Source organism: Saccharococcus thermophilus (assembly GCF_011761475.1).
Lineage (GTDB): Bacteria > Bacillota > Bacilli > Bacillales > Anoxybacillaceae > Saccharococcus > Saccharococcus thermophilus.
Map to the genome: position 1 here is coordinate 50497 of NZ_JAASRS010000001.1, position 24109 is coordinate 74605.

Here is a 24109-nt window from a genome sequence, read left to right on the forward strand (position 1 = left end):
TAATGAAATAATGATAAACAAATGATAAACAATAGAAAATCAAAAGAGGTTGACTCAAAAGGCCGCTGAACCGACCTTTTGAAGTCAGCCTCTTCTTTTCTTACTCTATTAACTCCCCGCGCCGTTGCATATAATGATAAAGCGCGCCGAGCAGATTGGCGTCGTTTTTAAAATGGCATTTTTCGATAACTGGCCTTACTTTCGCAATATCTATATGGGACATAAGCAAAGATAGTCTTTTTTCGATTTGTTCAATAAAATCCTCGCGATTGCTGATTGCACCGCCGAGAATAATTTTTTCCGGGTCGTATGCATATTGAATATTAAAAATTCCCCGCGCTAACGCAAAATAAAATTCATCAATTGCCTTTTGCGCCTGCGGGTCTCCTTGTTCCGCCATCGCAAAAACCTTTTCGCCGTTTAGCTCATGGACGCTTAATCCTTTTTCTTCAGCAACGCGGCGGACAAGCGCTCCGGTCGCGCCAATGTCGCTCCATGTTTTGCATTCTATATCCCCGTTTTCGTTGCGGACATCCATCATCATATAACCAAACTCCCCGCCATGCAGGTGGGCGCCTTTATGAATTTTTCGGTCTTTGACAACCGCTCCGCCGATTCCCGTTCCTACTACGACAAATAAAACATCTCGATTATGTTTCGCCGCCCCTTTCCAAAGCTCTCCAAGGGCCGCGCAATTTGCGTCATTTTCCAATTCCACCGGAAGGCCTGTTTCGCTTCCAAATACTTCTTTAAAATTCGGACCATGAATACAAGGAAGAGCACTGCTCCCTCCAATCACACCGCTGTCACTATCTACTCCGCCAGGGCAGCTCATTGCAATTCCCGCCACTTCATAACGCTCCTTTGCCTGCCGTACGACAGCCAGCAAATCTTCTTTAAATTTCTCAAAATCGTTTCGTTCGGAAGGGTAACTGCCCTTTTCTAAAAAACTGCCTGCTTCATTCATGACGGCATGTTTTACATAGGTGCCGCCAATATCAAATACGATATACTGTTTCATTGCATCCCCCTCTCCCGTACTGCTTGATTCATCCACATTCATCTTGATTTAATTATAATTTTAATTAAAACCGCTTACAAAAGTGACGTTCATGATCGAATCGATCGGAAATACAACGGGCATCATTTATAAATATCCGATTTAGATTCACGATCATTGAGGTAGAAAAAAAGGGTGTCCCCGCTTTTGGAAACACCCTCTTTTACCTTATATAATATCATCCCCGCCGTCGAACCAATCACCGACATCCAGCATGTCTCCCAGATCATGGTCATCGTGCGCATCCTCAACGACGTCCTCCAACAATTCTTCAGCCACCATTCCCGCAAGCATTCCTGCCGCAAATCCGCCAATCGCTCCCATCATGCCATGCCTGCCATAATGATGTCCCTCATGATGATATTCCGGATGAGGATAATATACATGTGGAGGAGTATATGGCGGCATATGCGGCGCATAGTTGGTGCCGGCATGGAAAGAAGACTGCTGAACGGCTTGAACCGCTTCTTCGATTGCATGCTGCAGCGTGTGAGCCGTTCCTTCCACATCATCCAGCTCTTCATAACGCAAAAATAGCTCTTGTTTCATCTCTCTTTCACGCAGCCCAGCCAATCCATTCCATACGTCTACTTCTAGATACAACCGAACTCCTTCCTCTTCGATCAGGGCAAAAAACTCTACTTCTTGTACCGTTCCTTGAAACATGTTCGTCGGGAAGAAGGCGAACTCCTGGCCATACGCGCTTATTTTTCCTGAAGAAGGCTTTTCACGGAAACCAAGTTTCGCAAACGCTTGAAACAATTTCTCGAGCGCTAACGGCGGAAGAATATGAATCGCATCCTGGTCAAAAGCATCGGCTCCATCCGCAATGTCCAAACGCGTCACAAACGTATAGCGCACATTATGACGGGTAATTGGCAAATGCAGCGGAAGAACATAAGAAAACGGCAATACCTTTCTTTCCCCAGGCTGAATGGCAAACGAAGAAGCGACGGGAATGACGGCCACCGTTCGGCGATATGCTTTTCCATCGGCTTGAACGGTGAGCTGCAATTCCACTTCCAGCTTGCGAATTTGTTGTTCCACCGCCCCGCCTTCAATCAAAAATTCTCCTTCCAATTTTTCTCCAAGACGTACATGAGGACGATGCAGCACAAGGTCTACTTTCGCAGCTCCTACTCCAAGTTTAGACAAAAGCTTTTTCCACATTCGTTCATCTCTCCCCATGGAAATAATGTTTCTACGAATAGTTACGAATATAACGGCCAAAAAGATTCAACATAATGAATCCTAAAGGCATTGCCTTTAGGATTCTCTAAAAAAACATTTTCGTGATGCCGAGGCAGATTAAAATCGTTCCAGGGATGACCGTAGCCTTCTTCACTGCCTTTGTCTTGGAGAGCAGATTTCCCGCTTTTAACCCTAAACCGATAAAAACAATATTTAATGTACATACAAGCAAAGCAAGAATCAATGGCGAATACCCTAAAATGGAGGCGCTGATTCCCGCGCCAAACGCATCCATCGACAGCGCGAAACCAATCAATATCGCCTCTTTCATACTGATGCTTCCAGAATGATCCAAATCCCCTAACGTCGGGCGCTTTAGCACTTGAATGACAATGCCAAACCGCTCCGATTGAAACCTCCATACTTTCATGCGGGGTGGGGCCGCCACCAATGGTTCAAGCGTTTCGTACTTATCCTCTTCTTCTTTAACTACATTATAAATCGCCCAAACGCCAAGAGCAATTAATATAGCGGAAGCGAGCCATCGTTCCACCTGCATCGGCAAAAACAACAAAAGAACACTGCCGACATACATGGATAATAACAACATCACGCCAGACATACATGCGATAACCAGCTTGGAGCGAAGTGGAAATTGAATTTTCCTGATTCCGTATGTCACTCCAATGCTTAAACTGTCCATACTAACGGCAAAGGCCAACATGATCATCGATATATATTTCCACATTATTCGTTCCCCCTACGTTACTATATGCAATGATTCACGCAGAAGGAACTTCTTTCGTCTATTCGACATATGTCGATTTCCAAGGAAATATTTCTGCTTCTATCGACACATTATTCCCGTAAATGATACGGCAATGTTGCAATGACAATGTCCTTTTTCATAATCAAGAAAAAGCGCAAAACAATCGCCGTTTGGTTATGCAAAAGCGTATGCCACCATTTTTTCACGATAAATTGCGGCATTAAAATCGTAACCGGCGAACCGTTGGCCTGTTTTTCCACCTCATTAATATAGTCTAATATTGGCCACAAAATCGTCCGATACGGTGAATAGATCACCTGTAATGGAATATCGGGATAAAATTTTTCCCATTTAGCTCTTAACTTTTGTTCTTCTTCCTCATGAAAAATCACGGAGACCGCCGTAATATCGTTGGAAATGCTTCGTGCGTACTGCACCGATTGCGCGACTACTTTACTTACCCCTGAAATTGGGATAATCACTTTTGGTTTTAACATTTTTTCACGAAGCATCCATTCTTGTTCATCTAGTTTTAGCTGTTCGCCTAATTTTTCATAATGATCGTGAATGCGGTAAAACATCCATACCAGCAATGGAATGGCGACAATGACTAACCATGCGCCTTGCGTAAATTTTGCCACTACCGTAATGATGGTGACCAGCCCCGTTACAATGGTGCCTGCCGCAATGGTCAGCATCGTTGTTGGTTTTCGCATTTCTTTATCTTTCCATATTTTCTTTAGCATTCCGCTTTGGCCGATCGTGAACGAAAGAAACACACCAACCGCATACAGCGGGATCAGTGAATGGGTTTCACCGTGAAATGTAATAATCAGTACTATAGCAAAAATACTTAGCAGAATAATTCCGTTCGAAAATACAAGGCGGTCGCCGCGTGCCGCCAATCTTCTCGGCAAAAACCGGTCGTTGGCGATAATGGAAGCCAACTGTGGAAAACCAGCAAAGCTTGTATTTGCGGCCAGCACTAAAATGAGCATCGTAACCATTTGAAACAAGTAAAAGAAAATGCTATCGCCAAAAACATGATGGCCGATTTGGGAAATAACGGTCTTATGCTCAAGCGGTGTCACGCCAAATCCCGCTGCTAAAATGGTAATTCCTAAAAACATCGTTCCTAATAAAGCGGACATCCATCCCATCGTTATGGCTGCATTTTTCGAGCTATTCGGTCTAAATGACGGGACGCCGTTACTAATGGCTTCTACCCCTGTCATCGCCGAACATCCCGATGCAAATGCTCTTAATAAAATAAACACACTATAGCCTGAAGCAAAAAGATGTTCAGCGGAAGCGTGCTCTTTGTAATTAAACCCATGCCATCCTTCATGCCACAGCTGCCATCCTCCTGCGGCAATAAGCACTAATACGGAAATAATAAACAAGTACGTTGGGTACGCAAACACTGTGGCTGACTCGGTGATTCCACGCAAGTTTAAAATCATTAGCAGCAATACAAGCGCCACTCCGATTTGTACTTTCCACGGCAACAAGCTTGGAAACGCAGATGTTAATGCCGCTACTCCTGAGCTAATGCTGACGGCTACCGTAAGAATATAATCAATCATTAACGCCGCGCCGGCAACGAGGCTTGTCGCCGTTCCCAAATGATCTCTAGCAACTACGTAAGCTCCGCCGCCGGACGGAAATGCGTAAATGATTTGGCGATAGGATAACGTCACAAGCAGCAACAATACCAAGATTGCAATTGCAATCGGCAGCGAATAAAAAAACACGCTCGTTCCTAACAACATTAATACTAATAAAATCTCTTCCGTCGCATACGCCACCGATGAAAGCGCATCAGAAGAAAATACCGCCAATGCTTTCCATTTCGGCAACTTTTCATGTTTTAGCTGTTTTGTTTCCATTGGCGAACCAATGATCCACCGTTTTAAAGAAGCCATCCATTTACCCCCTCTTTCGCTCTCGATTATTATTTTCTTTTTTCTTATCGATTATCAGTCCAAAACGAAAAAACCGTTGAGGATGTACTCAACGGCTAGGTGAAGACAAACATTCCCTTTACATCCCTCCCAAAACGCTTGCGGAGTTAGCTGTCGGGTTAGGGCATGGAGAGATTGCCCTTCCTTTCCAGGATTCACCCCAAGTAACATACGTTACTAACTCGGTTCCCCCGCTCCATCAAGGATTCAGCGATTTTTGTACATAATGTTAAATTATAGCTGCTATATTACTCTCTTCTGCCTTCACTGTAAAGGAGCAAAAAGAAGGGATTCAATAAGGTTTTGATTATTTTATCGCTTTTTATCTTTCCTTTTTCTTTCTTTCTCACGCTTTTGCTTATTTTTGCAGTCTTGCTTATATTTTTATCCATTTCATTTTCTAAATCGTTGTGGTTCATGCAGGCAAAAATATACCAAAAAGCAGCAAAATCCAGTACATTCCATTACTTTTTATCATAATGCATCATTCCCTTAATAAAATAGGTAAAGGGCATGGCCATTATTTTGGACAAAATTTTTCCATAAACATGAAACCATTTTATTTCCACTTTCGTCTATATAAAACAGACAAAGCAAAAAGGGGGGAGTGGCGAGAAGCAGAAGATAAGATAGACGTGGAAAGAAAAAACATTCCATTTGACTTTATATAAAATAGGTATTATGCTACTTGACGTGGAGATTTTTCGATGTAAAATGATGACATATGCTTCACATGCTGCACGGTGGACTTTGTGCAGCTGTTGTTCATATATGTGCTATTCATTGCGCCAGTTGTTCGAAATAACAAACAAGGAGGCGAAGAGGACGTGAAGAGGATTGGTGAAAAGTTGTTAAATAAATACCGTTCTCTCCCTAACCAATATATTGGTTTTTTTATTTTTGCTATATTTTTGTTTTGGATGAAAACGTATGTGGCTTATCTAGCGGAATTTAACTTAGGCATAAGCAATTCCATGCAGGAATTTTTGTTATTCATTAACCCGGTAAGTTCAGCGATCTTCTTTTTAGGCTTAGCGTTATTGGCGAAAGGAAAACGAGCGTACGCTTGGCTTATTATTATTAATTTCATTTTATCGTTTATTTTATACGCCAATATTGTATACTACCGTTTCTTTAGCGACTTTATTACATTGCCAACGCTGACACAAACGAAAAACTTTGGCGACCTTGGCGGAAGTGTTTGGGAATTAATCAAGTGGTACGATATTTTCTATTTTTTAGATACGATTATTTTAATAACGATTGTCGTTTCGAAACGTTTCTCTCTGCCAGCAGTACAGGCCGGACGCTACAAAAAAAGCATTATATTCGCGACCGCTGCTCTCATTTTTACCTTGAACCTTGCGTTAGCGGAAGTGGATCGCCCGCAACTGCTGACAAGAACGTTTGACCGCAACTACATTGTGAAATATTTAGGGGTTTACAACTATTTAATCTATGACGCTTTTCAAAGCATGAAATCATCAACACAGCGCGCGTTTGCGAATAAAAGCGATATAACAACGGTTTTAAACCACGTGCAAGCAACGTACGCCAAACCGAATCCGAAATATTTCGGTAAGGCAAAAGGAATGAATGTGATTTACATTCATTTGGAATCATTTCAAAACTTTTTGATCAACTTTAAATTGCACGGTCAAGAGGTAACGCCGTTTTTAAATTCGCTTACGCATGATCCGAACACCTTTTACTTTGATAACTTCTTCCACCAAACAGGGCAAGGGAAAACATCCGATGCTGAGTTTATGTTAGAAAACTCATTGTTTGGACTGCCGAAAGGGGCCGTGTTTACGACAAAAGGGCAAAACACGTACCAAGCAGCGCCGGCGATTCTTCATCAGCACGGATATACAACAGCGGTGTTCCACGGCAACTATAAAACGTTCTGGAACCGTGATGAAATTTATAAATCATTTGGGTTCGACCACTTCTTTGATGCAAGCTATTATGATATGAATGATCATGATGTTCTTAACTATGGATTAAAGGACAAACCGTTCTTTAGAGAATCCATTCCATTATTAGAAACACTAAAAGAACCATTTTATGTCAAGTTTATCACGCTATCGAACCACTTCCCTTATCCAATTAGCGAAGAAGATGCTACGATCGGACCGGCAGATACCGGCGATAGCACGGTAGACCGTTATTTCCAAACGGCTCGCTATTTGGACGAGGCAGTAAAAGAGTTCTTTGATTACCTTAAAAAATCCGGTTTGTACAACCGTTCCGTCATCATTTTATATGGTGACCATTATGGAATTTCCGAAAACCATAATAAAGCAATGTCACAATTGTTAGGAAAAGAAATTACACCATTTGAAAACGCGCAATTGCAACGAGTACCTTTATTTATCCATGTTCCGGGTGTCAAAGGCGGAGTCATTCATAAATACGGCGGACAAATCGACGTATTGCCAACACTTCTTCACTTGTTAGGAATCGATACGAAAAACTATGTCCAATTCGGTACAGACTTGTTGTCACCAGAACATCAAGAAATCGTACCATTCCGCAACGGCGACTTTGTCAGTCCAACGGTTACCGAGGTCAACGGCAAGTTTTATGATTCCAAAACAGGCCAGCCGTTACAAGCAACGCCTGAAATGAAACGTATGGAACAAATCGTCCGGACCAAACTCGACCTTTCCGATAAAGTTGTGTACGGTGACTTGTTGCGATTCTATACACCGAAAGGATTTAAGCCAGTCGATCCATCCAAATATGATTATACGAATCGTGAAAATAAAGACGAGGGAAGCAACTGATCATGCTTCCCTCGTTTTTTATACTTTTAGCCATTCAATCACCCGTTTGGCATTGATATATCTCCGTATATATTGGATCAAACCGCATGATGTGTCATAAAAAATTGCCCACACTACGATTTCTCCCGAATTTGTAAACAGCGATTAAGAAAAAAGCGAGCGCAAAGGCAAAAAGAATAAGTATATTTAAATATATGCTTCCGAAATGATGCCCTTGCTGTAATTTCAATAACGTATCTAACGCCCACCGCTGTGGAAGAAAGTCAGCCATTTTTTGCACAAACGCAGGCATAATATCCACTGGCCAAAAACATCCCGCAAGCATGCATGTAGGAACGATCAATAAATTTTGCAACGCTCCTGAAGAAGCGGAACTGCTCGCAAAAGCCACTGTCATTAACGCTACTCCAATAGCTACCAAGGAAAAAATCATGAGGATCATTGCCATTTGCCAAAAAGGAATATTCGTTTGGATGTGAAATACTTTATCCATCATGAGTAACGTAATGATAATCTGTCCTGTCATTACGATCATGTTAACGATGACATTGGATAATACATACTGCTTTGCACTAATAGGGGTGGATAATAATCGGAAATACGTTCGATTTTCTTTTTCTTTAATAATGATTTCGGCTAAATTTCCCGCCGATAAAAGCATGATCATGAGCAAATATCCGATTGTTTGATACGTCATATATTTGTGTTTCGATGTATCTTGTAACGAATGGGCCGATATTTTAAACGGAGATTGCTGATAACGTTTGTACATCTCCAAAAATGTATGTTCATCCCCTTTTGCAATTTTGCCAAGGGCAGCAATATTATCGATATAATGATACAGATACGATTTGATAAAACCTGTAATTTCTGTTCCCCGAATTGAAACGATTTGAATATGGTTAGGCTGTCCTTCTTGAACGCTTTGTGAAAACCTTGAATGAAAAATAAGCACACAGTCTAGCTGCCCAGATGTAATTTTGTCATCTATTTCTGACTCTTTTACATTCGTAACCGATATATGTTCAATGCTTTTGACAAAATGTATCGTATCATTGGTAATATACTGAGGATCATGGTTTACAATACCGACACGCAAATCCTTCGCTGTAGAGCCGCCATAAGCCAGTAAAGATATCATAATCCCAATCAATGGAGTCCCAAAATACAACAATATGTTTTTTTTGTTTTTAAACGTCACTTTTAATGTATGCCTTATTAGCCAAACCAGGTCTCGCATCTTATAATCCCTCCCGTCTCGTAAACGACATCCCCGCGATCAGCAAAAACAGCGCTGATAATCCGACATTTAGGAATATGGCAGGGAAGCTGGCGGACAAATCATTGGCATAAATCATTTTTGTAATAGCCGTGTTTACCCATGTGAGCGGAGAAAGATGAGTAATAAACTTTGCCATTGTACTTGTAGCGTCTATTTTAAAATACGCCCCGCCGAAGAAAGACGCTAACTGTACCACCACCATAACAATCATTCTCGCAGCTCCTTCTGTCCTTGCGATGTAGCTGATCCCCAACCCGAAACTAATGGCGAATAGTACTTCAGTAAGCACCACAAGGTACACGAGGGCAAGGTGATGTCCCCAATACGCTTTGAAGACAAACTTACTGAAAACGATGATAATGGCAACACAAAGTAAATTGGCAACCATGCTTCCGAGTATTTTTCCGATAAAAATTTCACTCTTATGAATTGGCGCCGCCAGCAACCGATCTGCTGTTTTTCTTGCTCTTTCTCCCCTTATTAAATAACTGGCCGATATAGCTCCGTAAAGAGCAATCATCGTTGTCATCGTAATGGCATAATAGTCCATGGCGCCTGGCTGCCGTTTAGAATGCAGAGAGGTTTCTTGTATATAGTCATCACGAGGTCCATTGTTCATCACATGATAAACTTGATTGGGCTTCACTTGCGCTACAGCCGCAACCATATTATATTGATCGGCAAAAGCAGTCACCATTCCTTGAAGAACACTGCCTTTGACCGAATTGTTATTATTCGTATATAGCTGTATTCCGTTATTACTGATTTCCATGTAGCCATCATAATCCCCTTGTTTGACTGCTCTTCTCGCATCCATATGATGGGAGGCTTTTTTGAAATGAATGTCAAATTTCTTTGCTTCTTCCATAAATGTACGAACATATTTGGAAAACTCCCCAGCCGTTTTGTCTTTGTACAAAACATGAATATCCCCCACCGAAATAGTGGAATCAAACGCGCTAGAAAGGGCCGTACCAAGTATTAACATGAGCACAATCGGAAATGCAAGCATAAAAATGAGTGTTCTCACATCGCGAAACTCTCTTTTTATTTCTTTTATGGCGATATTAACGATATTCAAGAAAAAACCTCCTTTGTATTACAAGGCTAATCTCTTAAATTTCTTCCCGTTAAGGTAAGGAAGACCGTTTCTAAATTTGGTGATTTTTCTTCCAGTGAACGTATTTCTACGCCATCATTCATCAAACATTGGATAATGCTGTTAAGGTTATTGACTCCTATATCCGAGCTGATTTTCACCATGTTTTCTTCGCCTTGCACTGCCTTTACTCCACTAATTTCTTTGAGTTTGTTTATATCCATGTTTTCGGTTGATTTGACTCCGATCCAAACGTCTTTTGTGTTCGTGATAATCGCTTGAAGCTGTTCTTTCGTTCCCTCCGCAATGATTTTCCCATGATCGATAATGGCGATTCGCGTGCAAATTTCTTCGACTTCCTCCATATAGTGGCTTGTATAAATGATCGTACATCCCATTTCGTTTAACTTTTTGACAGAGGCCAAAATATAATTTCGCGATTGCGGATCAATGCCTACGGTAGGCTCATCCATAATAATCAGCTTCGGCCGGTGGGCGATCGCGCAAGCAATATTTAATCTTCGTTTCATTCCGCCTGAAAAATTTTTCGGATAGCTTTTCTGTTTATCGCTTAACCCGACAAACTGTAATGCTTCTTCCACCCGCTCATGCAGCTGGGAACCACGCAGTCCATATAAGCCGGCAAAAAATTTTACATTTTCATATGCTGTTAAATCTTCATAAATCGCGATATCTTGGGGAACGATACCGATGTTCCTTTTGGCAAAATGGCTATGATTTCCAATGTCTTTCCCAAGAATCTTGATCTCTCCCGCGTTGGGACGCAACAGCCCGGAAATCATATTGATTGTTGTACTTTTCCCAGCTCCGTTTGCCCCGAGAAATCCAAATATTTCCCCTTCCGCTACCGTTAAAGACATATTATCTACCGCGATGAAGTCGCCAAATTTTTTCGTTACGTTTTTGATTTCTAATATGTTCATCCTTTCACCCTCTTTACCTGCTTTATGTTGCTTATTATAGAAAAAAAGATGAACCCCTGTAAGTGCAGGAGTTCATCTTTTCCACATGAGAATTTTCATGTTTTCTGCATGAGGTCATTCATTGAATGGGAAGCAACGTTGTCACAGAAAAGCCTTTTGTGCCGTCGACAATCACAGTGCCGTTTACCGAAGCGGCCCGTTCTTCCATTCCCATGATTCCAAGGCCTTTTTTTATTTTTTCGGCGCCTTTTCCATTATCTTTCACTTCCACTTTAATGAGAGTGTTAAGTACATGAATCTCAACGGAAACGACAGTCGCTTCCGCATATTTCATCGCATTCGTTAACGCCTCGGCAATATTCTCATAAATAATTTTCCATTGGATAGGGGAAATGACCTCCAAATCCCCTTTGCATACAAGCGGAATTTGAATGTGGTGTTTAGCCGAAAATTCCTCTATGAATAATCTCACCCGATTCATACCGATTTGTTCAGATGGGGGCTTTATTTGTTTTAACGTCATTCTTATATTTTCAATTCCTTCTTTCGAGATATGGATGGCGTTTTGCAATAGCTCTTTTGCTTTTTCTTTGTCCATGTCCATTAAGCGCTTCGCAGCTTCCAACTGAATCAGCGCCCCGGTCATGGAATGGCCGATTTGGTCATGAATTCGCTGTGACAGACGGTTTCGTTCCTCTAATTGGAGCGTATATTCTGACTGCTTTATGTATTCATGATATTCGTTTAAACTTTTTGTTAATCGTTGTATATCTCTCCGCATTTGATCGAGGCGGTCTTCCAATTGTTCCGTTTTAAGCGTGTACTGTTTTGCCATCGTAACACTCATAAAACTAAATGACATAACAAGCCCATATATAGAATATAGGTCTTCTTGGACAAATAAAATTGGGATCGAAAGCAAGAGAAACAGCATCCATTTTTTACATATATGGCCAGAAGCGAATTCATATAGATTGATGGGCAAAAGTAAAATAAATAAAGGGTAAATATAGAAACTCGAAATAAGTATAAGAACGATCGATAGCAGCACCGCACCCTTTTTCACTGCATCTTTTTTGACAATATAAATGACCATATTGATACAAAAGTAGACAAGAGAAGAAAAAACAAACCAAGAAATAGCGGTATTATCAGAGTACACGTAACAGGCAGCCATATAGGCCCACACGATGAGTTTGTTCAGGATGAACCAAAGCTCCATTGATATCCCTCAACTAATTTTTCCTGTTAAATAATAAATGGCGATCTGTGTGCGATGCTGTAATCCTGTTTTATCTAAAATCGAAGTGATGTAATTGGCGATCGTTCCTTCCGATATAAAAAGCTGCTTCGAAATCTCTTTATTCGAAAGACCTTTCGCAATGAGAGACATAATTTCCATTTCTCTTTCCGTAAAAAGGCTTTTGTCGACTTTAGGCTCTGCTTCTTTTTCTTCTTTTAAGCTGGACTTGATCTTTTCCATTACGACATCCTGCATAATGATATTTCCGTTATATACTGCTTTAATCGCCTCCCGTATTCTCTCTGGGTCGGTATTTTTCAAAAAATATCCTTTCGCGCCGTTTCGGATGGCATCTAGAATATGTTCATCGTCATCAAAAGTAGTGAGTATAAGAGGTTTCGTCTTTGTTTGCTCACATATGAGTTTGGTCGCTTCGACTCCGTTCATGTTCGGCATGCGCACATCCAATAGCGCGATATCTACATCATGATTCTTGCAGTAACGGAATGCCTCTTGTCCATCGTTCACTGTCGCTACGACCTCAAACTCATCGTACGTGCTTAATATAATTCGCATTCCTTCGCGAACAAAGGAATTATCATCGGCTATAATGACTTTTATTTTCATCGGTTCTGGCGAGGAGGTGTCCTTCATCCCCATTCACATCCTTTCCTCTCTTTTCATTTTACTATATTTATCTCCGCAGCCATATATATGTGTAGAAACATGGATAAAATGGACACCTGCTTCCTCCTGTCATCTCCAAACATCTTTCTATAACAGACACACTCCGTAAACATATAGATCTGCAAGAAACGGAGCGAAACAGTCATGGTACATCTGACCCGTACATCGTCTCTTTTACGCCTTTGTATTGCGATGGCGCAATCGATACAAAAAATGAGCGACAATCGCAGCAGGCCAATTCATTATATTTCCTTGCATATGGTAATGGAGCTGCTCTTCTTCAAACGACATGTTCTGATACATTTGTTCTTGCGAAAGCTTCGATTTTCTTGCCCGTTCTTTTATTCCTGATATATACAAATATTGAATTGGAACCATCACAAAGAAATACAGCAAAGCAATGCCTCCAAAAAATAGCCATGCAGACGGCATCACACACTCCCCCCCTTTTTATATATTACGAAAGAAATTTCCAAAAGTTTCATTTGTTGTTTAATCGGTTTTACCGCACCGATGAGTCACGAACGCGCAATCGGGGCGGAACGGGACTGGGGCTGGCGATTGCGAAAGAATTTGTATTGGCCCATAATGGCACGACCGACGTAGAAAGCACCCTTGGGCAAGGGACAACCTTCATCGTCAAGCTGCCTCACTAACCGTATCCTGCCCTTCTTTGATATAATTCAGAAAGAGAAACGATTCCAAAGGGAGGAATGCACATGACCCGAACACAGAAATTTGTACAATACTTTTTGTCTCACCGTAATGTCACGGTAGAGCTAATTAACAAAATCGAAGAAAAACATTACGACTACAAGCCGACACCAACGTCGATGCCGGCAAAAGATTTAGCCACTCATATTCTTTTCAGCTTTTATAAATTCGCCAACACCGCAAAACATGGAGATCCAGCGTTATTTACACAAAAAATTGAGGAAACGGAGACCAATTTGCAAAAGCTTGCCCAAACATATACGGAAAAAACGAAGCAATTGCTGGAATCCCTTACTGATGAAGACTTCGAACGCGTTTTAGATCTCACGAACGTATTTGGCGCGAAAATCCCAACAGCGCAATTTTTGCAAATGGCAATGGACCATGAAATCCACCATAAAGGCCAGCTCTTCGTATACGTCCGCGAAATGGGGCATACCGACTTGCCATTGTTTGTCAAACGCGGTTAACAAAAAAACAACCAGGCGGCTCTCTCCAAAGACCGTCTGGTTGTTTTTTCATACATTTGCCTATTCGATCTGGCAGCTGCCGTCTGTGCATTGGCCCCCTCCGTCCGATGCCAGCGGCTGCAATGGCGAGTTTGCGTTTTCCTCTTCCCATACTTTTTCAAGCGCCTGCATAAACACTTCTGTCGGCTGCGCGCCGGAAATCGCGTATTTGCGGTTCAGCACAAAGAACGGCACGCCGCGGACACCCAAACGGGCCGCCTCCGCCTCATCCTTTCTCACTTCATCGGTATAGCGGCTGCTTTCGAGAACTTGTCTCGCTTCCTCCCGATCCAGACCGGCTTCGCTAGCCAGCTCGATGAGCACGTCATGGTCGCTAATCCGTTTCGAATCGGTAAAATAGGCTTGAAACAGCCGCTCCGCCATTTCCGGAAGTTTTCCTCTCTCTTCCGCATATTTGGCAAGGCGGTGGGCGTCGAACGTATTCGTCGGCTTCATCGTATCAAAGCGAAATGTCAGCCCGACCGACTCTGCCTGTCTGCCAATATCGGCATTGACCCTTTTCGCTTCTTCAACCGAAATGCCGTATTTTTTCGCGATAATTTCATGGATCGTCATATCATAATGCTTTTTCGCGTTTGGATCCAGCTCAAAACTGCGGAACACGACTTCAACTTGGTCTTTATGCGGAAACTGCTCAAGCGCTCTTTCCAACCGGCGTTTCCCAATATAGCAAAATGGACAGACAAAATCGGACCAAACTTCTATTTTCATCGTATATGCACCTCGGTTTCAGCTCTCCGTTGCGTAAACAACAAGAAAGCGAAATTCATGTTTCCACCTTATTGTAGCGAATCGCCATGCCGGCATTCAAATAAATGAACTCGGAATCCATAAAAGAAATACCGCCCATCATTATTTTGTAATGCGAAACTTCTTATTAAGCAGCCATGTCACAGCTAATACAAACAAGCCGACAAGGATGCGAACCATTCCTCCCGCTTCAATGCGGTAACCAAATTCAGGGGCAAATCGATATATCAAAACCGGTACGGCCTATGCGCCAGTAAACCTCCACCTTTCCTCTCAACTGGCGTTCATGAAGGACGATTCGATATACTCCGCCTTCTTCCACGCGAATATGACTCGCTTAATATGTTGAAAAATTTGTCAAAAAAACAGTCATTGAAACATAGAAAAAAAGCAATTAAAATAATTTCTGAAAAATCAAACAAAGGTGAGGAGGTGCAGCTCGGCTGCTAAATCTGCATTCACATCTGTTTGGTTCGGTTAATCAATTAGATTTTTAGCAGTCAGGTAATAAAGATGAGAAAATATTGGATACTATTATGTACAATATTCATCCTTTTCTTGTCTTTTCCTTTATCTAGTCATGCGGCATCTAAAGAAATTTATTACACGGTGAAAGGCAGCTCAAAAATATCCCCAGGCATTTATAAAGCGATACCAAATGGAAAACCAGTTCCAGTATTAAAAGAAAAAGTATATAAAATGAAACAAACAACTAAACCGCCCCTAAACTTCATAGACACTAAAGAGGTTTACATTAATGAACGCATTGCTCAAGCAGCCGATTATAAAACCAATGTTGAATTGAATAACGAACCTATTCAGTATATTCAGGTGGTTGGAGAAAATATATACTTTACTAAACTACTTGCCCGCGCCCTTTTGACTGAAGGTTACTGTAGAGGAACTCCTTCTGATATATTAGAAATTTACAAACGCAGCAGCAACGGTAAAATCACAAAAGTAATAAGCGATAAAGTTTCTTCGCTTACCGCAAATCCATTTAAAGTAATTGGCTCTTATATTTACTACGCAAAAATCGAAAATGAGGCAATGGGTAATTTTACGATCATCAAATCCACGTTAGATGGAAAGAAAAAGCAAGTCCTATATAAAGGCGTAACGGACTTTTGGATAGCGCAAAACCAAATTTATTTTATTAAAAACGGAGAGCTCTATTGGATGGGGCTCGATGGCAAAGGAGTTAAACGAGCTTCGGCTATCCAATCAGAACTTTATGGTGACAGTGGGTGTGCACCTGGAAATTACTTCATTTTAGATGAGGGATTTCATTGGATCGAGGATTCAGGAGACACAACTATAGACTATTATTATTTCGATTTTGCAAGTAAAAAAGTCACGAAACTCCCTTCCCCTACAACATATGATGACGTTCAAAGCATCGATTTGAAGAAAAACCGCTTTGTTGCCGAAAAGTTTAGTGGATCTTATGCGATCGTTGGCTTATATGATTTGAAAGGAAAATTGATTAAGAAACTGTTGACATATGATTATCTGAAATCAGAAACTTACATTTATTCGGTTAGTGCAAAAAATGGACAACTACTATATATTCAAGGAACAAGTTTGAAAAAGATCACATTTTAATTTAATTGAAAACTAAAGTACTGATCGTGTTTTTGCTTAGCTTACTAAATTTCTTTCCCTTTCTAACAGACACTTAATGTTAGGAAGGGTTTTTTTATAATTCCAGAAACTATTTGAAATAAGGGTATCATTTCATATTTCAACGATGACTTTTTGACATGATAATCCCACTGTCACATACAACGTTTTCGGCAACAGACGAAGTTAAGTTATTTCATTTTAGAGCCTAAAACACACTAAACCCCAGGTCATCATACCTGGGGTTTAAAATAAATTGTTGAATTTTTACTGGACAAAGGATATTTCGTCTGAAAAGCTAAAAACAGGTGCTTATCACGCCATCGTGCTTGATTGTGGCAATGCTCACTTAAGCAACTGCCTTAATTCCTCTGTCATTTGCTCGACCAACTCAGGCCTTCCGTGAAACTGAGCAGGGGTATTCTGAAAAAGCTCGATCTGTCAGCCCTCTTCGCTCTTAACTGCGATAAGCGTGTGATGTGCGTTGAGTTTAGGATCGATGTCTGAGTGTCCAGGCGGCACCATTCCTGCTATAGCGCGTAAATGTGTTATGCTGCATCTTATGCATAACTTTGCTATTTTTGCAACATCATCGTAAATATTTAACTAATTTTTTATCCATATGGAAGTCTAAAACTATTGGCTATTGTTGCGTACAAAAAAAGTCCAGGCAAACGCCTGAACCTTTTCCTTTATATATACATACAGCCTTAATAGATAAAACAATTATACTCTTACTTTAGAATATTCTTTCCTTAATTCATGATAATATTTCGCTGGATTTCGGAGGTACCTTCGTAAATTTTCGTAATCCGCGCGTCGCGGTAGAAGCGCTCAATTGGATAGTCTTTCATATATCCTAATCCTCCGTGAATTTGAACGGCTAAATCGGCAATTTTGTTATATACTTCAGAACCAAACAGCTTAGCAATCGCCGCTTCTTTGACGACCCGCATTTTTTGGTCCGTCATCCAGGCGACGCGATATGTAATCGACCGTAGCACTTCAATGAGCATGCTCATCTCTGCCAACATATTTGAATGGCTTGTTGTTCAAAAATAGGCTTGCCAAATTGCTCACGCTGCTGCGCGTATTCCATGCAGTATTCCAACAATCTGATGCATGATCCTAAATTTCTCGCCGCCAATCCGGCGCGGCCGTTCGACAATATTTTCAATACATTGACATACCCTTCTCCCTCTTTGCCGAGCACGTTTTCGACCGGGACTTCCAAATTATCAAAGAAAATTTCTGCCGAATGCGAGCCTCTTAGTCCCATTTTCCGCTCCACTTTCCCTAAAATAAAGCCCGGAAAGTCTTTTTCGACGATAAAGGAAGTGATTCCCTTCGCTCCTTTGGAAGGATCAGTAACCGCCATCACGGTAAAGACATGCGCTTAGACCGCATTCGTAATATAGTGTTCAGATTGTTGCAAAACAATAACATTTCGTTGCGCTGTCACAACATCCAACCCCTAAAGCGGTAACGGGCTGCCACTGTTTCAGAGATATGTTGCGATTTGGCAACACAATGTTTCGTTAACCAATGTGAAACCACTTTCATGAAAAGACTCGACAGAGGTAAAAAACGGCGGGATAATAAAATCAAATATCATTCATATTAGGAGGGGTCACATGGATTATAATGAACAAGTGAGACAAGAATTGTTAGCAAGCGTCAGCGGCTTATTGGATGAGCTGTTAAACAAGCGAGTAGAAGAAGGAAGCTGGACCATATGCAAGTGCTGGAACATCTTTATTTGATGGAAATGTACATCGCGAACATGATTGCCGATACGCTCGCAAACGGCATCATCCAGCCAGTAAAAGAAAAACCAATCCATCTGACGGTGAACCATTTGAAAAAAGTGCAAGCTCCGTCATTTAGCATTCCAAGCGATCAGTTTAAGACACTAGAAGAAGTGAAAGAAAAACTCCGCCAATCGCGCCAGCTATTGATGAAAGTCTCCAAAGAAGCAACCCCTTCCGATTTAGAGCAAAAATCGTTCCCACATCCCGCATTCGGACCAATAAGCTTAAAACAATGGATTTCATTTGTCGGCTACCATGAAAAGCGCCATCTCGTCCAAATCGAGGAATTAAAAGTGAAGTTATAGATCATGGAACCTTTCCCACCTTCATTCCATGAAGAGGTGGGAGTTTCTTACCACCTTCATCGGAAGAAGCTTCTGCGTAGAAGAAGGCGGTCTCCTTCTACCCGACGCCTGCCATCGGAAGCCTTTCCGGATGTTCCTTCGCCAATTGAAGACATTCATTCCAAACACAGGCGAACTCCTGCAGGCGTACAATCAGCCCAATCCACTTTCGACGCCCGAAGTACACTTTTGGCCACGAAGCGGGGGACTTCCCTTTGCCTGATTAGAAGGTTCAAAAACCTCCTAATTTATCTCCACCTTCCCCTCGTTTCGAGGAGGGAGACTTCTCAAACATCTTTTAAAATTGGCCGTTATATTCTACAATATATGAAACAAGCGCTTCCCTATCAAATTCAGAGATTTCTTCATACGAAATTTTTGCATTTTGTATGAAATATCACTGCGTTATACGCAGCATAATGGTGTATGATTAAAGGAGAAAGCGAAACTTACCTCAGCAGAGAGGGGGATTCTCATGACAACATTTTATAAAATTCTTGTTTTCATACATATTTTTTCAGCGATATTAGGTATGGGACCAAGTTTTATTTTAATTCATGTCGTAAAATCCGCGAAAACAATGACGCAACTAAAATATGCTTACGAAATGAGACGGCAGCTGCATACGTTCGTTATGATCGGAGGTACGCTTTTACTTATTACAGGTTTGTTAATGGGACTTTTAAATACAGGCTTATTTCAAATGGGTTGGTATGTGACAAGCCTTGTTCTCTTCTTAATTGCACTCGCGATGGGACCGCTTGTATTAGCGCCTAAATCCAAACCATTAAAACGTTTGTTAGAAACTTATAAGGGAGAAGACATACCAGAGGAATATACACGTTTATCCAATCAGCTTTTTCGTTATGAGCGCATAGAAAATGGTATTTTCTTAATCATTATTGCACTCATGATTCTAAAACCGTTTTGAGCATGTGCTGATATGCAAAAAATTCTATTTAATAAATAGCCTTTTTTAATCGAGACACCGTTCTATTTAGCAAAACCTGAACCCTAGGTCATATTGGGATTTCAACACTTTGAACGAAAGCAGGGCAATGCCCTGCTTTCGTTCACATTATTTTTTGTTTTGATCCGCAAAGACTGCCATGGCGTCGCGCATAAATTTCGCTAACCCTTCCCCAAATTGGTCGATGTTTTTGGTGAAGCGTTCATCGTCCACATACATTTGACCTAATCCTTTGAACGCTTCGAGCGAGTAATTACCGAAGTTATTCAAAAAGTCATACCATTCTTTAATCGCGGCTTGCGCCTCCTCTGATTCAGGCGAGCCGTGGCGAAGGGCCGCAAGTTTTTTATAGATCGAATTCATCGCTTTAGCCATAGCTTCTTGTTCATCTTTAGACATGCTCCCGATTTTGGCATTTGCTTTGTCAACGGCTTCATCTCCCCAGCGCTCACGGGCTTCTTGTTCATATGGATTATGACTAAAGTCAAAGCCTTCAAACTTCTCTTTGTTTGTCATTTGAATTTCTCCTTTCATATGCTGAATGGTTTTATCAATCGTCGCAATCATTTTATCGAGCCGCCTGCGTTTCTCAAGCAACATTTTCCGTTGCAGCACCAACGCCTCATGACGATCAAACGAAGGACTATTGATAATTTCTTTGATTTTCTTTAAAGGGAAGCCGAGTTCTTTGAAAAATAAGATTTGTTGTAATTTCTCAAGATCATTATCTGTGTAAAGGCGATAACCGGATTCCGTTACCTTCTCTGGGGTTAACAGCCCGATTTCATCATAATAATGCAGTGTGCGCACACTAATGCCAACTAAATCCGCAACTTCTTTCACTTTCATTGCCATCACTTTGGCCTCCCTTCAACATTCACTATAAAGTATCACGTGACGTGAGAGTCAACATACGTTTGGAAAAAATATTGCACACGTAATGTATAAAAGTTTGTGTAAAGCATTTCGTTAGACCAAAAGAAAAAGGTAGGGTATTCTCTAATTTGGCTCACACATTCCAGAGAAAGGGATACCCTACCTATGTCTAAAAGTATACCGAATTTAAATTCAGACTCATCAACTAGAACATGTCATTCGTCAGTTTGTTTGTAAAGGAAAAATTAGAACGCTTGAGTTGAAATGGCGGAACAAGTATCCGAGGGAAGTTTCAATCTTGGCCGAATGGGTTGGATGTCCCCCTCACCTTCATGGACTACCCAAGTAGTATTCGCAGTGCGATTTATACGACGAATACCATCGAACGGACGGTCAAGGAGATTCGGAAACGCCTCAAACCCCCGAACAGCTTGAGTAGCTTAGAAGCCGCTGAAAAAGTCGTATATTTGACCATCCAAGATTTTAACGAGAAATGGGCAGGACGAGAAACATTCCTTCCTTGAAATATTATAGGTTCACTTGTTATACGGGATTACAAATCCCAACCAGCCTCAATCATGTTTCCGCAAGTAGGGGGGCAAACTGTTTAGCCACAGGTGCGGACGTCTGCCCCGGCTGCCGTTATAATAAACCATATAAAAAATGGTCAACCAGAAATATCTGGCTGACCTTATAATACGAACAGAGCCTTATCTTTAAAAAGCCCAGTATACAACTTTTTTGTCACTTAACACTTATAACAGGCTTGTACGTTAGGAGTCCCCAAATTACCCCCCGTAATAAAATCCGGTTTCCTTCAGTGTCAGCGGATCACCTTCCCGATGCACACCCGCATTGATTACTTCGCCTACATAAATATAGTGATCGCCTTTTTCTACTTTTTCGACGACTTTGCACTCAAAGAAACTGAGCGCATCTTTAAAAATCGGGCATCCTGTTTCCTCGGTATAGAATTCGTACCCTGCCAGCTTATTTCCTTCCGGTTCTAAAGATTTAAAGAAAGCGGTGACCATATCCTTTTGGCCTGTCTCTAAAATATTGACGCTAAATACGCCACTTTTGGCAATTTGCTCTTGGGAACGGGTGCCTACTTTCACTGCAACCGCTACCAATGGAGGATTAAAAGACGTTTGTGTCAGCCAGTTTCCCGCAAAAGCATTGGCAGCGCCATTTTCATCTTTTGTGCCGACAATGTATAAACCGTATGTAATTCCGCGTAAAGCCGTTTTTTTCGCCTTGGCATCCATGTATGGAACTCCTCCTTCCGTAAAAATCGCATTTTTCAGTTGTGTAGATGTTCTTATTTTCCATTTTATTCAAAATAATAATATATGTCCAGCTTTTCATTTTTAGGAGACAAGGGAGATTTCACAACTTAGAAACAGCGGCCGGACACAAGTTTTCAAGAAAACGACAGATGGCATAATCCTTTATTGGAAAAGAGAATGGAAGGATATTCCTTAAAAAAGAGGGTGTCCCAAAAGTAGAAAATGGGACACCCTCGTTTAAAAAGCCCAGTATACAGCTTTTTTGTCACTCAACAACAACGTGACATGTTTTTTTATCTTTTATTCAACCGTCACGCTCTTCGCCAAGTTACGCGGTTTGTCAACGTCGCAGCCGCGATGTAATGCCGCGTAGTACGCGATCAGCTGCAGCGGCACGACGGAAACGAGCGGAGTAAGCATTGGGTGAACCGCTGGAATAACGAAGCGGTCTTCGTCTGTCTCTAAGCCACGCATCGAAATGATGCATGGGTTGGCGCCGCGAGCGACGACTTCTTTAACATTGCCGCGAATGTTCAAGTTCACATGCTCTTGTGTCGCCAAGGCGATAACTGGGGTGCCGTCTTCAATTAAAGCGATCGTCCCATGCTTCAATTCGCCGCCGGCGAATCCTTCTGCTTGAATATAAGAGATTTCTTTTAGTTTTAATGCACCTTCCAGGCATACATAGTAGTCAACGGCACGGCCGATAAAGAAACAGTTGCGCGTTGCCGCTAAATATTCGCGCGCGATTTTCTCCATTTCCTCTTTCGCGTCGCACAACATCTCCATCACATTGGCAGTGATAGCCAATTCTTTGACGAGGTCAAAATCAAGCTCGATCCCTTTTGCCTTCGCCGTAGTGACCGCTAAAATGGCAAGCACGGCGATTTGCGCTGTATATGCTTTCGTAGAAGCAACGGCGATTTCCGGACCGGCGTGAAGCAATAGCGTATAATCAGCTTCACGGGACAGCGTCGAGCCTGGAACGTTCGTAATCGTAATTGCTTTGTAGCCAAGTTTGTTTGTTTGCACTAGCACCGCCCGGCTGTCTGCCGTTTCGCCGCTTTGCGAAATGTAAATGAAAAGCGGCTTTTCCGACAACAATGGCATATTGTAAGAAAACTCGCTTGCCACATGGACTTCAACCGGAATTTTCGCCCATTTTTCGATCAATTGCTTACCGACCAAACCAGCGTGATAGCTCGTTCCGCACGCAATAATATATAAACGGTCCGCATTCAGCACTTCTTGAATGATTTGCGGATCAATCGTCAACTGACCGTTCTCATCCTGATATTTTTGGATAATACGGCGCATCACAAACGGCTGCTCATCGATTTCTTTTAACATGTAGTGCGGATAGGTGCCTTTTTCAATGTCGCTGGCATCCAATTCCGCTGTATATGGAGCGCGTTTGACGATATCACCGTTCAATGTTTTAATCGTAATGTCTTCTCTTGTCACGATCACCATTTCTTTGTCCATTAACTCGACGAATTGGTTGGTGACTTGGAGCATCGCCATTGCATCGCTCGCTACCACATTGAAACCATGACCGAGTCCGACTAGCAACGGGCTTTTATTTTTCGCGACATAAATAACTTCTTGATTTTCCGCATCAATCATTGCGATGGCATAAGAACCTTTCAACAATGTTAATGTTTTGCGGAACGCTTCTTCGACAGAAAGACCATCGTTTACAAATTTTTCAACAAGCTGCACGATCACTTCCGTATCCGTATCGCTGCGAAACGCGACATCTTGCAAATATTCGCGTTTTAAAATCGCATAGTTTTCAATCACACCATTATGCACTAACGTAAAGCGGCTCGATGCGCTTTGATGCGGGTGTGCATTCACACGGCTTGGCGCTCCGTGCGTCGCCCAGCGCGTATGGCCGATTCCGATCGATGCGCTCACCGTCCCGTCAACGACATTACGTAAATCAGCAATACGGCCTTTTTCTTTAAATAAATGAACGCCTTCATCGTTTAGCATGGCAATGCCTGCCGAGTCATAGCCGCGATACTCTAATTTTTCCAATCCGCGCAATAAAATTTCCTTTACGTCTTGGTAGCCAATATAACCAACAATTCCGCACATAAATACGTTTCCTCCCTTTAGTTGGGAGCCCGCCTTACAAAACGACCCAAAAACGTCTATTCTCTTGTCAA

At 41.7% G+C, this 24109-nt stretch carries 21 protein-coding genes, 4 pseudogenes and 1 riboswitch; of the genes and pseudogenes, 8 read left to right on the forward strand and 17 right to left on the reverse strand.

The genetic code is table 11. From position 1 onward, the window contains the following. Positions 1 to 100: 100 nt before the first annotated feature. From BDD39_RS00300 to BDD39_RS00315, 4 genes are all read right to left on the reverse strand, one after another. On the reverse strand, positions 101 to 1021 hold the full coding sequence (locus BDD39_RS00300) for an ROK family protein (RefSeq protein WP_166907144.1): 921 nt from the start codon (positions 1019 to 1021) through the stop codon (positions 101 to 103). Positions 1022 to 1228: 207 nt separating this feature from the next. Further along, a complete protein-coding gene (locus tag BDD39_RS00305) occupies positions 1229 to 2230 on the reverse strand; it encodes a sporulation protein (RefSeq protein WP_166907146.1) in 1002 nt (333 codons plus the stop codon). 106 nt (positions 2231 to 2336) lie between these two features. Next, entirely contained in the window at positions 2337 to 2999 is a 663-nt protein-coding gene (gene ytaF / locus BDD39_RS00310; RefSeq protein ID WP_166907148.1) for a sporulation membrane protein YtaF, read from the reverse strand. Between the two features lie 110 nt (positions 3000 to 3109). Continuing rightward, a complete protein-coding gene (locus BDD39_RS00315) occupies positions 3110 to 4945 on the reverse strand; it encodes an APC family permease (RefSeq protein ID WP_166907150.1) in 1836 nt (611 codons plus the stop codon). Between the two features lie 120 nt (positions 4946 to 5065). Beyond that, a riboswitch (cyclic di-AMP (ydaO/yuaA leader) is annotated at positions 5066 to 5207 on the reverse strand. A 604-nt stretch (positions 5208 to 5811) separates the two neighbouring features. Between BDD39_RS00315 and ltaS the strand changes: the two genes are divergently transcribed. Further along, complete coding sequence (ltaS, locus tag BDD39_RS00320; protein ID WP_166907153.1) at positions 5812 to 7773, forward strand: lipoteichoic acid synthase; 1962 nt, start codon at positions 5812 to 5814, stop codon at positions 7771 to 7773. Positions 7774 to 7867: 94 nt separating this feature from the next. Here the strand turns inward: ltaS and BDD39_RS00325 are convergent, their stop codons facing one another. From BDD39_RS00325 to BDD39_RS00350, 6 genes are all read right to left on the reverse strand, one after another. Next, positions 7868 to 9013: an ABC transporter permease gene (locus BDD39_RS00325; protein WP_166907155.1), complete on the reverse strand. Its 1146-nt coding sequence runs from the start codon at positions 9011 to 9013 to the stop codon at positions 7868 to 7870. A 1-nt stretch (position 9014) separates the two neighbouring features. Then, positions 9015 to 10136, reverse strand: coding sequence for an ABC transporter permease (locus BDD39_RS00330; RefSeq protein ID WP_166907157.1), 1122 nt, complete (start codon positions 10134 to 10136; stop codon positions 9015 to 9017). A 26-nt stretch (positions 10137 to 10162) separates the two neighbouring features. Further along, positions 10163 to 11098, reverse strand: a complete 936-nt coding sequence (locus BDD39_RS00335; protein ID WP_166907159.1) for an ABC transporter ATP-binding protein — start codon at positions 11096 to 11098, stop codon at positions 10163 to 10165. 118 nt (positions 11099 to 11216) lie between these two features. Further along, entirely contained in the window at positions 11217 to 12320 is a 1104-nt protein-coding gene (locus tag BDD39_RS00340; RefSeq protein WP_166907161.1) for a sensor histidine kinase, read from the reverse strand. Positions 12321 to 12329: 9 nt separating this feature from the next. Then, the gene (locus BDD39_RS00345; protein WP_166912183.1) at positions 12330 to 12968 is read right to left on the reverse strand and encodes a response regulator transcription factor; all 639 of its coding nucleotides are present in this window, start codon (positions 12966 to 12968) and stop codon (positions 12330 to 12332) included. Between the two features lie 234 nt (positions 12969 to 13202). Further along, positions 13203 to 13460, reverse strand: coding sequence for a DUF3949 domain-containing protein (locus BDD39_RS00350; RefSeq protein WP_166912186.1), 258 nt, complete (start codon positions 13458 to 13460; stop codon positions 13203 to 13205). 56 nt (positions 13461 to 13516) lie between these two features. On the opposite strand from BDD39_RS00350, the pseudogene BDD39_RS00355 reads away from it, so the two are divergent. Next, positions 13517 to 13684: pseudogene (locus tag BDD39_RS00355) on the forward strand (ATP-binding protein); the annotation flags it as partial. Between the two features lie 63 nt (positions 13685 to 13747). Beyond that, the gene (locus BDD39_RS00360) at positions 13748 to 14212 is read left to right on the forward strand and encodes a DinB family protein (RefSeq protein WP_166907163.1); all 465 of its coding nucleotides are present in this window, start codon (positions 13748 to 13750) and stop codon (positions 14210 to 14212) included. 60 nt (positions 14213 to 14272) lie between these two features. Here BDD39_RS00360 and BDD39_RS00365 read toward each other — a convergent pair whose 3' ends face one another. Continuing rightward, on the reverse strand, positions 14273 to 14983 hold the full coding sequence (locus BDD39_RS00365) for a DsbA family oxidoreductase (protein WP_166907165.1): 711 nt from the start codon (positions 14981 to 14983) through the stop codon (positions 14273 to 14275). A gap of 141 nt (positions 14984 to 15124) precedes the next feature. Further along, on the reverse strand, positions 15125 to 15253 hold the full coding sequence (locus BDD39_RS16520; RefSeq protein WP_279587906.1) for a hypothetical protein: 129 nt from the start codon (positions 15251 to 15253) through the stop codon (positions 15125 to 15127). A 282-nt stretch (positions 15254 to 15535) separates the two neighbouring features. Here BDD39_RS16520 and BDD39_RS00375 point away from each other — a divergent pair, with 282 nt between their 5' ends. Continuing rightward, positions 15536 to 16627: a DUF5050 domain-containing protein gene (locus BDD39_RS00375; protein WP_166907167.1), complete on the forward strand. Its 1092-nt coding sequence runs from the start codon at positions 15536 to 15538 to the stop codon at positions 16625 to 16627. Between the two features lie 363 nt (positions 16628 to 16990). On the opposite strand, the pseudogene BDD39_RS16235 reads toward BDD39_RS00375, so the two are convergent. Next, positions 16991 to 17197, reverse strand: a pseudogene (locus tag BDD39_RS16235) (nuclear transport factor 2 family protein); the annotation flags it as partial. A gap of 174 nt (positions 17198 to 17371) precedes the next feature. After that, positions 17372 to 18071, reverse strand: a pseudogene (locus BDD39_RS00385) (acyl-CoA dehydrogenase family protein); the annotation flags it as partial. Positions 18072 to 18279: 208 nt separating this feature from the next. Between BDD39_RS00385 and BDD39_RS16525 the strand changes: the two are divergent. The 3 genes from BDD39_RS16525 (at position 18280) to BDD39_RS00395 (ending at position 19731) form a co-directional block, all read left to right on the forward strand. Beyond that, positions 18280 to 18408 carry a hypothetical protein gene (locus BDD39_RS16525; RefSeq protein WP_279587907.1) on the forward strand — a complete coding sequence of 43 codons (129 nt, stop codon included), beginning with the start codon at positions 18280 to 18282 and terminating at the stop codon, positions 18406 to 18408. Further along, positions 18381 to 18761, forward strand: a complete 381-nt coding sequence (locus BDD39_RS00390; protein WP_243845960.1) for a DinB family protein — start codon at positions 18381 to 18383, stop codon at positions 18759 to 18761. The genes BDD39_RS16525 and BDD39_RS00390 overlap by 28 nt, the downstream gene beginning before the upstream one ends. A gap of 514 nt (positions 18762 to 19275) precedes the next feature. Continuing rightward, positions 19276 to 19731: a DUF2269 family protein gene (locus BDD39_RS00395; RefSeq protein ID WP_166907169.1), complete on the forward strand. Its 456-nt coding sequence runs from the start codon at positions 19276 to 19278 to the stop codon at positions 19729 to 19731. A 147-nt stretch (positions 19732 to 19878) separates the two neighbouring features. Here the strand turns inward: BDD39_RS00395 and BDD39_RS00400 are convergent, their stop codons facing one another. After that, positions 19879 to 20625 (reverse strand): MerR family transcriptional regulator, encoded by a 747-nt coding sequence (locus tag BDD39_RS00400; RefSeq protein WP_166907170.1) that lies wholly within the window; start codon positions 20623 to 20625, stop codon positions 19879 to 19881. 277 nt (positions 20626 to 20902) lie between these two features. Here BDD39_RS00400 and BDD39_RS00405 point away from each other — a divergent pair. After that, a pseudogene (locus tag BDD39_RS00405) lies at positions 20903 to 21170 on the forward strand (transposase); the annotation flags it as partial. A 264-nt stretch (positions 21171 to 21434) separates the two neighbouring features. Here BDD39_RS00405 and BDD39_RS00410 read toward each other — a convergent pair. Both BDD39_RS00410 and glmS read right to left on the reverse strand, forming a co-directional pair. Then, a complete protein-coding gene (locus tag BDD39_RS00410; RefSeq protein WP_003247648.1) occupies positions 21435 to 21914 on the reverse strand; it encodes a flavin reductase family protein in 480 nt (159 codons plus the stop codon). A gap of 321 nt (positions 21915 to 22235) precedes the next feature. After that, the gene (gene glmS / locus BDD39_RS00415) at positions 22236 to 24038 is read right to left on the reverse strand and encodes a glutamine--fructose-6-phosphate transaminase (isomerizing) (protein ID WP_166907172.1); all 1803 of its coding nucleotides are present in this window, start codon (positions 24036 to 24038) and stop codon (positions 22236 to 22238) included. Between the last annotated feature and the right edge of the window lie 71 nt (positions 24039 to 24109).

Coding starts and splice junctions, on each gene's coding strand:
- BDD39_RS00340 (WP_166907161.1), bottom strand. CDS start 12,320: ATGGAGCTTTGGTTCATCCTGAACAAACTCATCGTGTGGGCCTATATG.
- BDD39_RS00395 (WP_166907169.1), top strand. CDS start 19,276: ATGACAACATTTTATAAAATTCTTGTTTTCATACATATTTTTTCAGCG.
- ytaF (WP_166907148.1), bottom strand. CDS start 2,999: ATGTGGAAATATATATCGATGATCATGTTGGCCTTTGCCGTTAGTATG.
- BDD39_RS00300 (WP_166907144.1), bottom strand. CDS start 1,021: ATGAAACAGTATATCGTATTTGATATTGGCGGCACCTATGTAAAACAT.
- BDD39_RS00325 (WP_166907155.1), bottom strand. CDS start 9,013: ATGCGAGACCTGGTTTGGCTAATAAGGCATACATTAAAAGTGACGTTT.
- BDD39_RS00350 (WP_166912186.1), bottom strand. CDS start 13,460: ATGCCGTCTGCATGGCTATTTTTTGGAGGCATTGCTTTGCTGTATTTC.
- glmS (WP_166907172.1), bottom strand. CDS start 24,038: ATGTGCGGAATTGTTGGTTATATTGGCTACCAAGACGTAAAGGAAATT.
- BDD39_RS00360 (WP_166907163.1), top strand. CDS start 13,748: ATGACCCGAACACAGAAATTTGTACAATACTTTTTGTCTCACCGTAAT.
- BDD39_RS00400 (WP_166907170.1), bottom strand. CDS start 20,625: ATGGCAATGAAAGTGAAAGAAGTTGCGGATTTAGTTGGCATTAGTGTG.
- BDD39_RS00390 (WP_243845960.1), top strand. CDS start 18,381: ATGCAAGTGCTGGAACATCTTTATTTGATGGAAATGTACATCGCGAAC.
- BDD39_RS00345 (WP_166912183.1), bottom strand. CDS start 12,968: ATGAAAATAAAAGTCATTATAGCCGATGATAATTCCTTTGTTCGCGAA.
- BDD39_RS16525 (WP_279587907.1), top strand. CDS start 18,280: ATGGATTATAATGAACAAGTGAGACAAGAATTGTTAGCAAGCGTCAGC.
- BDD39_RS00315 (WP_166907150.1), bottom strand. CDS start 4,945: ATGGCTTCTTTAAAACGGTGGATCATTGGTTCGCCAATGGAAACAAAA.
- BDD39_RS00375 (WP_166907167.1), top strand. CDS start 15,536: ATGAGAAAATATTGGATACTATTATGTACAATATTCATCCTTTTCTTG.
- BDD39_RS00305 (WP_166907146.1), bottom strand. CDS start 2,230: ATGTGGAAAAAGCTTTTGTCTAAACTTGGAGTAGGAGCTGCGAAAGTA.
- BDD39_RS00365 (WP_166907165.1), bottom strand. CDS start 14,983: ATGAAAATAGAAGTTTGGTCCGATTTTGTCTGTCCATTTTGCTATATT.
- BDD39_RS00410 (WP_003247648.1), bottom strand. CDS start 21,914: ATGGATGCCAAGGCGAAAAAAACGGCTTTACGCGGAATTACATACGGT.
- BDD39_RS00335 (WP_166907159.1), bottom strand. CDS start 11,098: ATGAACATATTAGAAATCAAAAACGTAACGAAAAAATTTGGCGACTTC.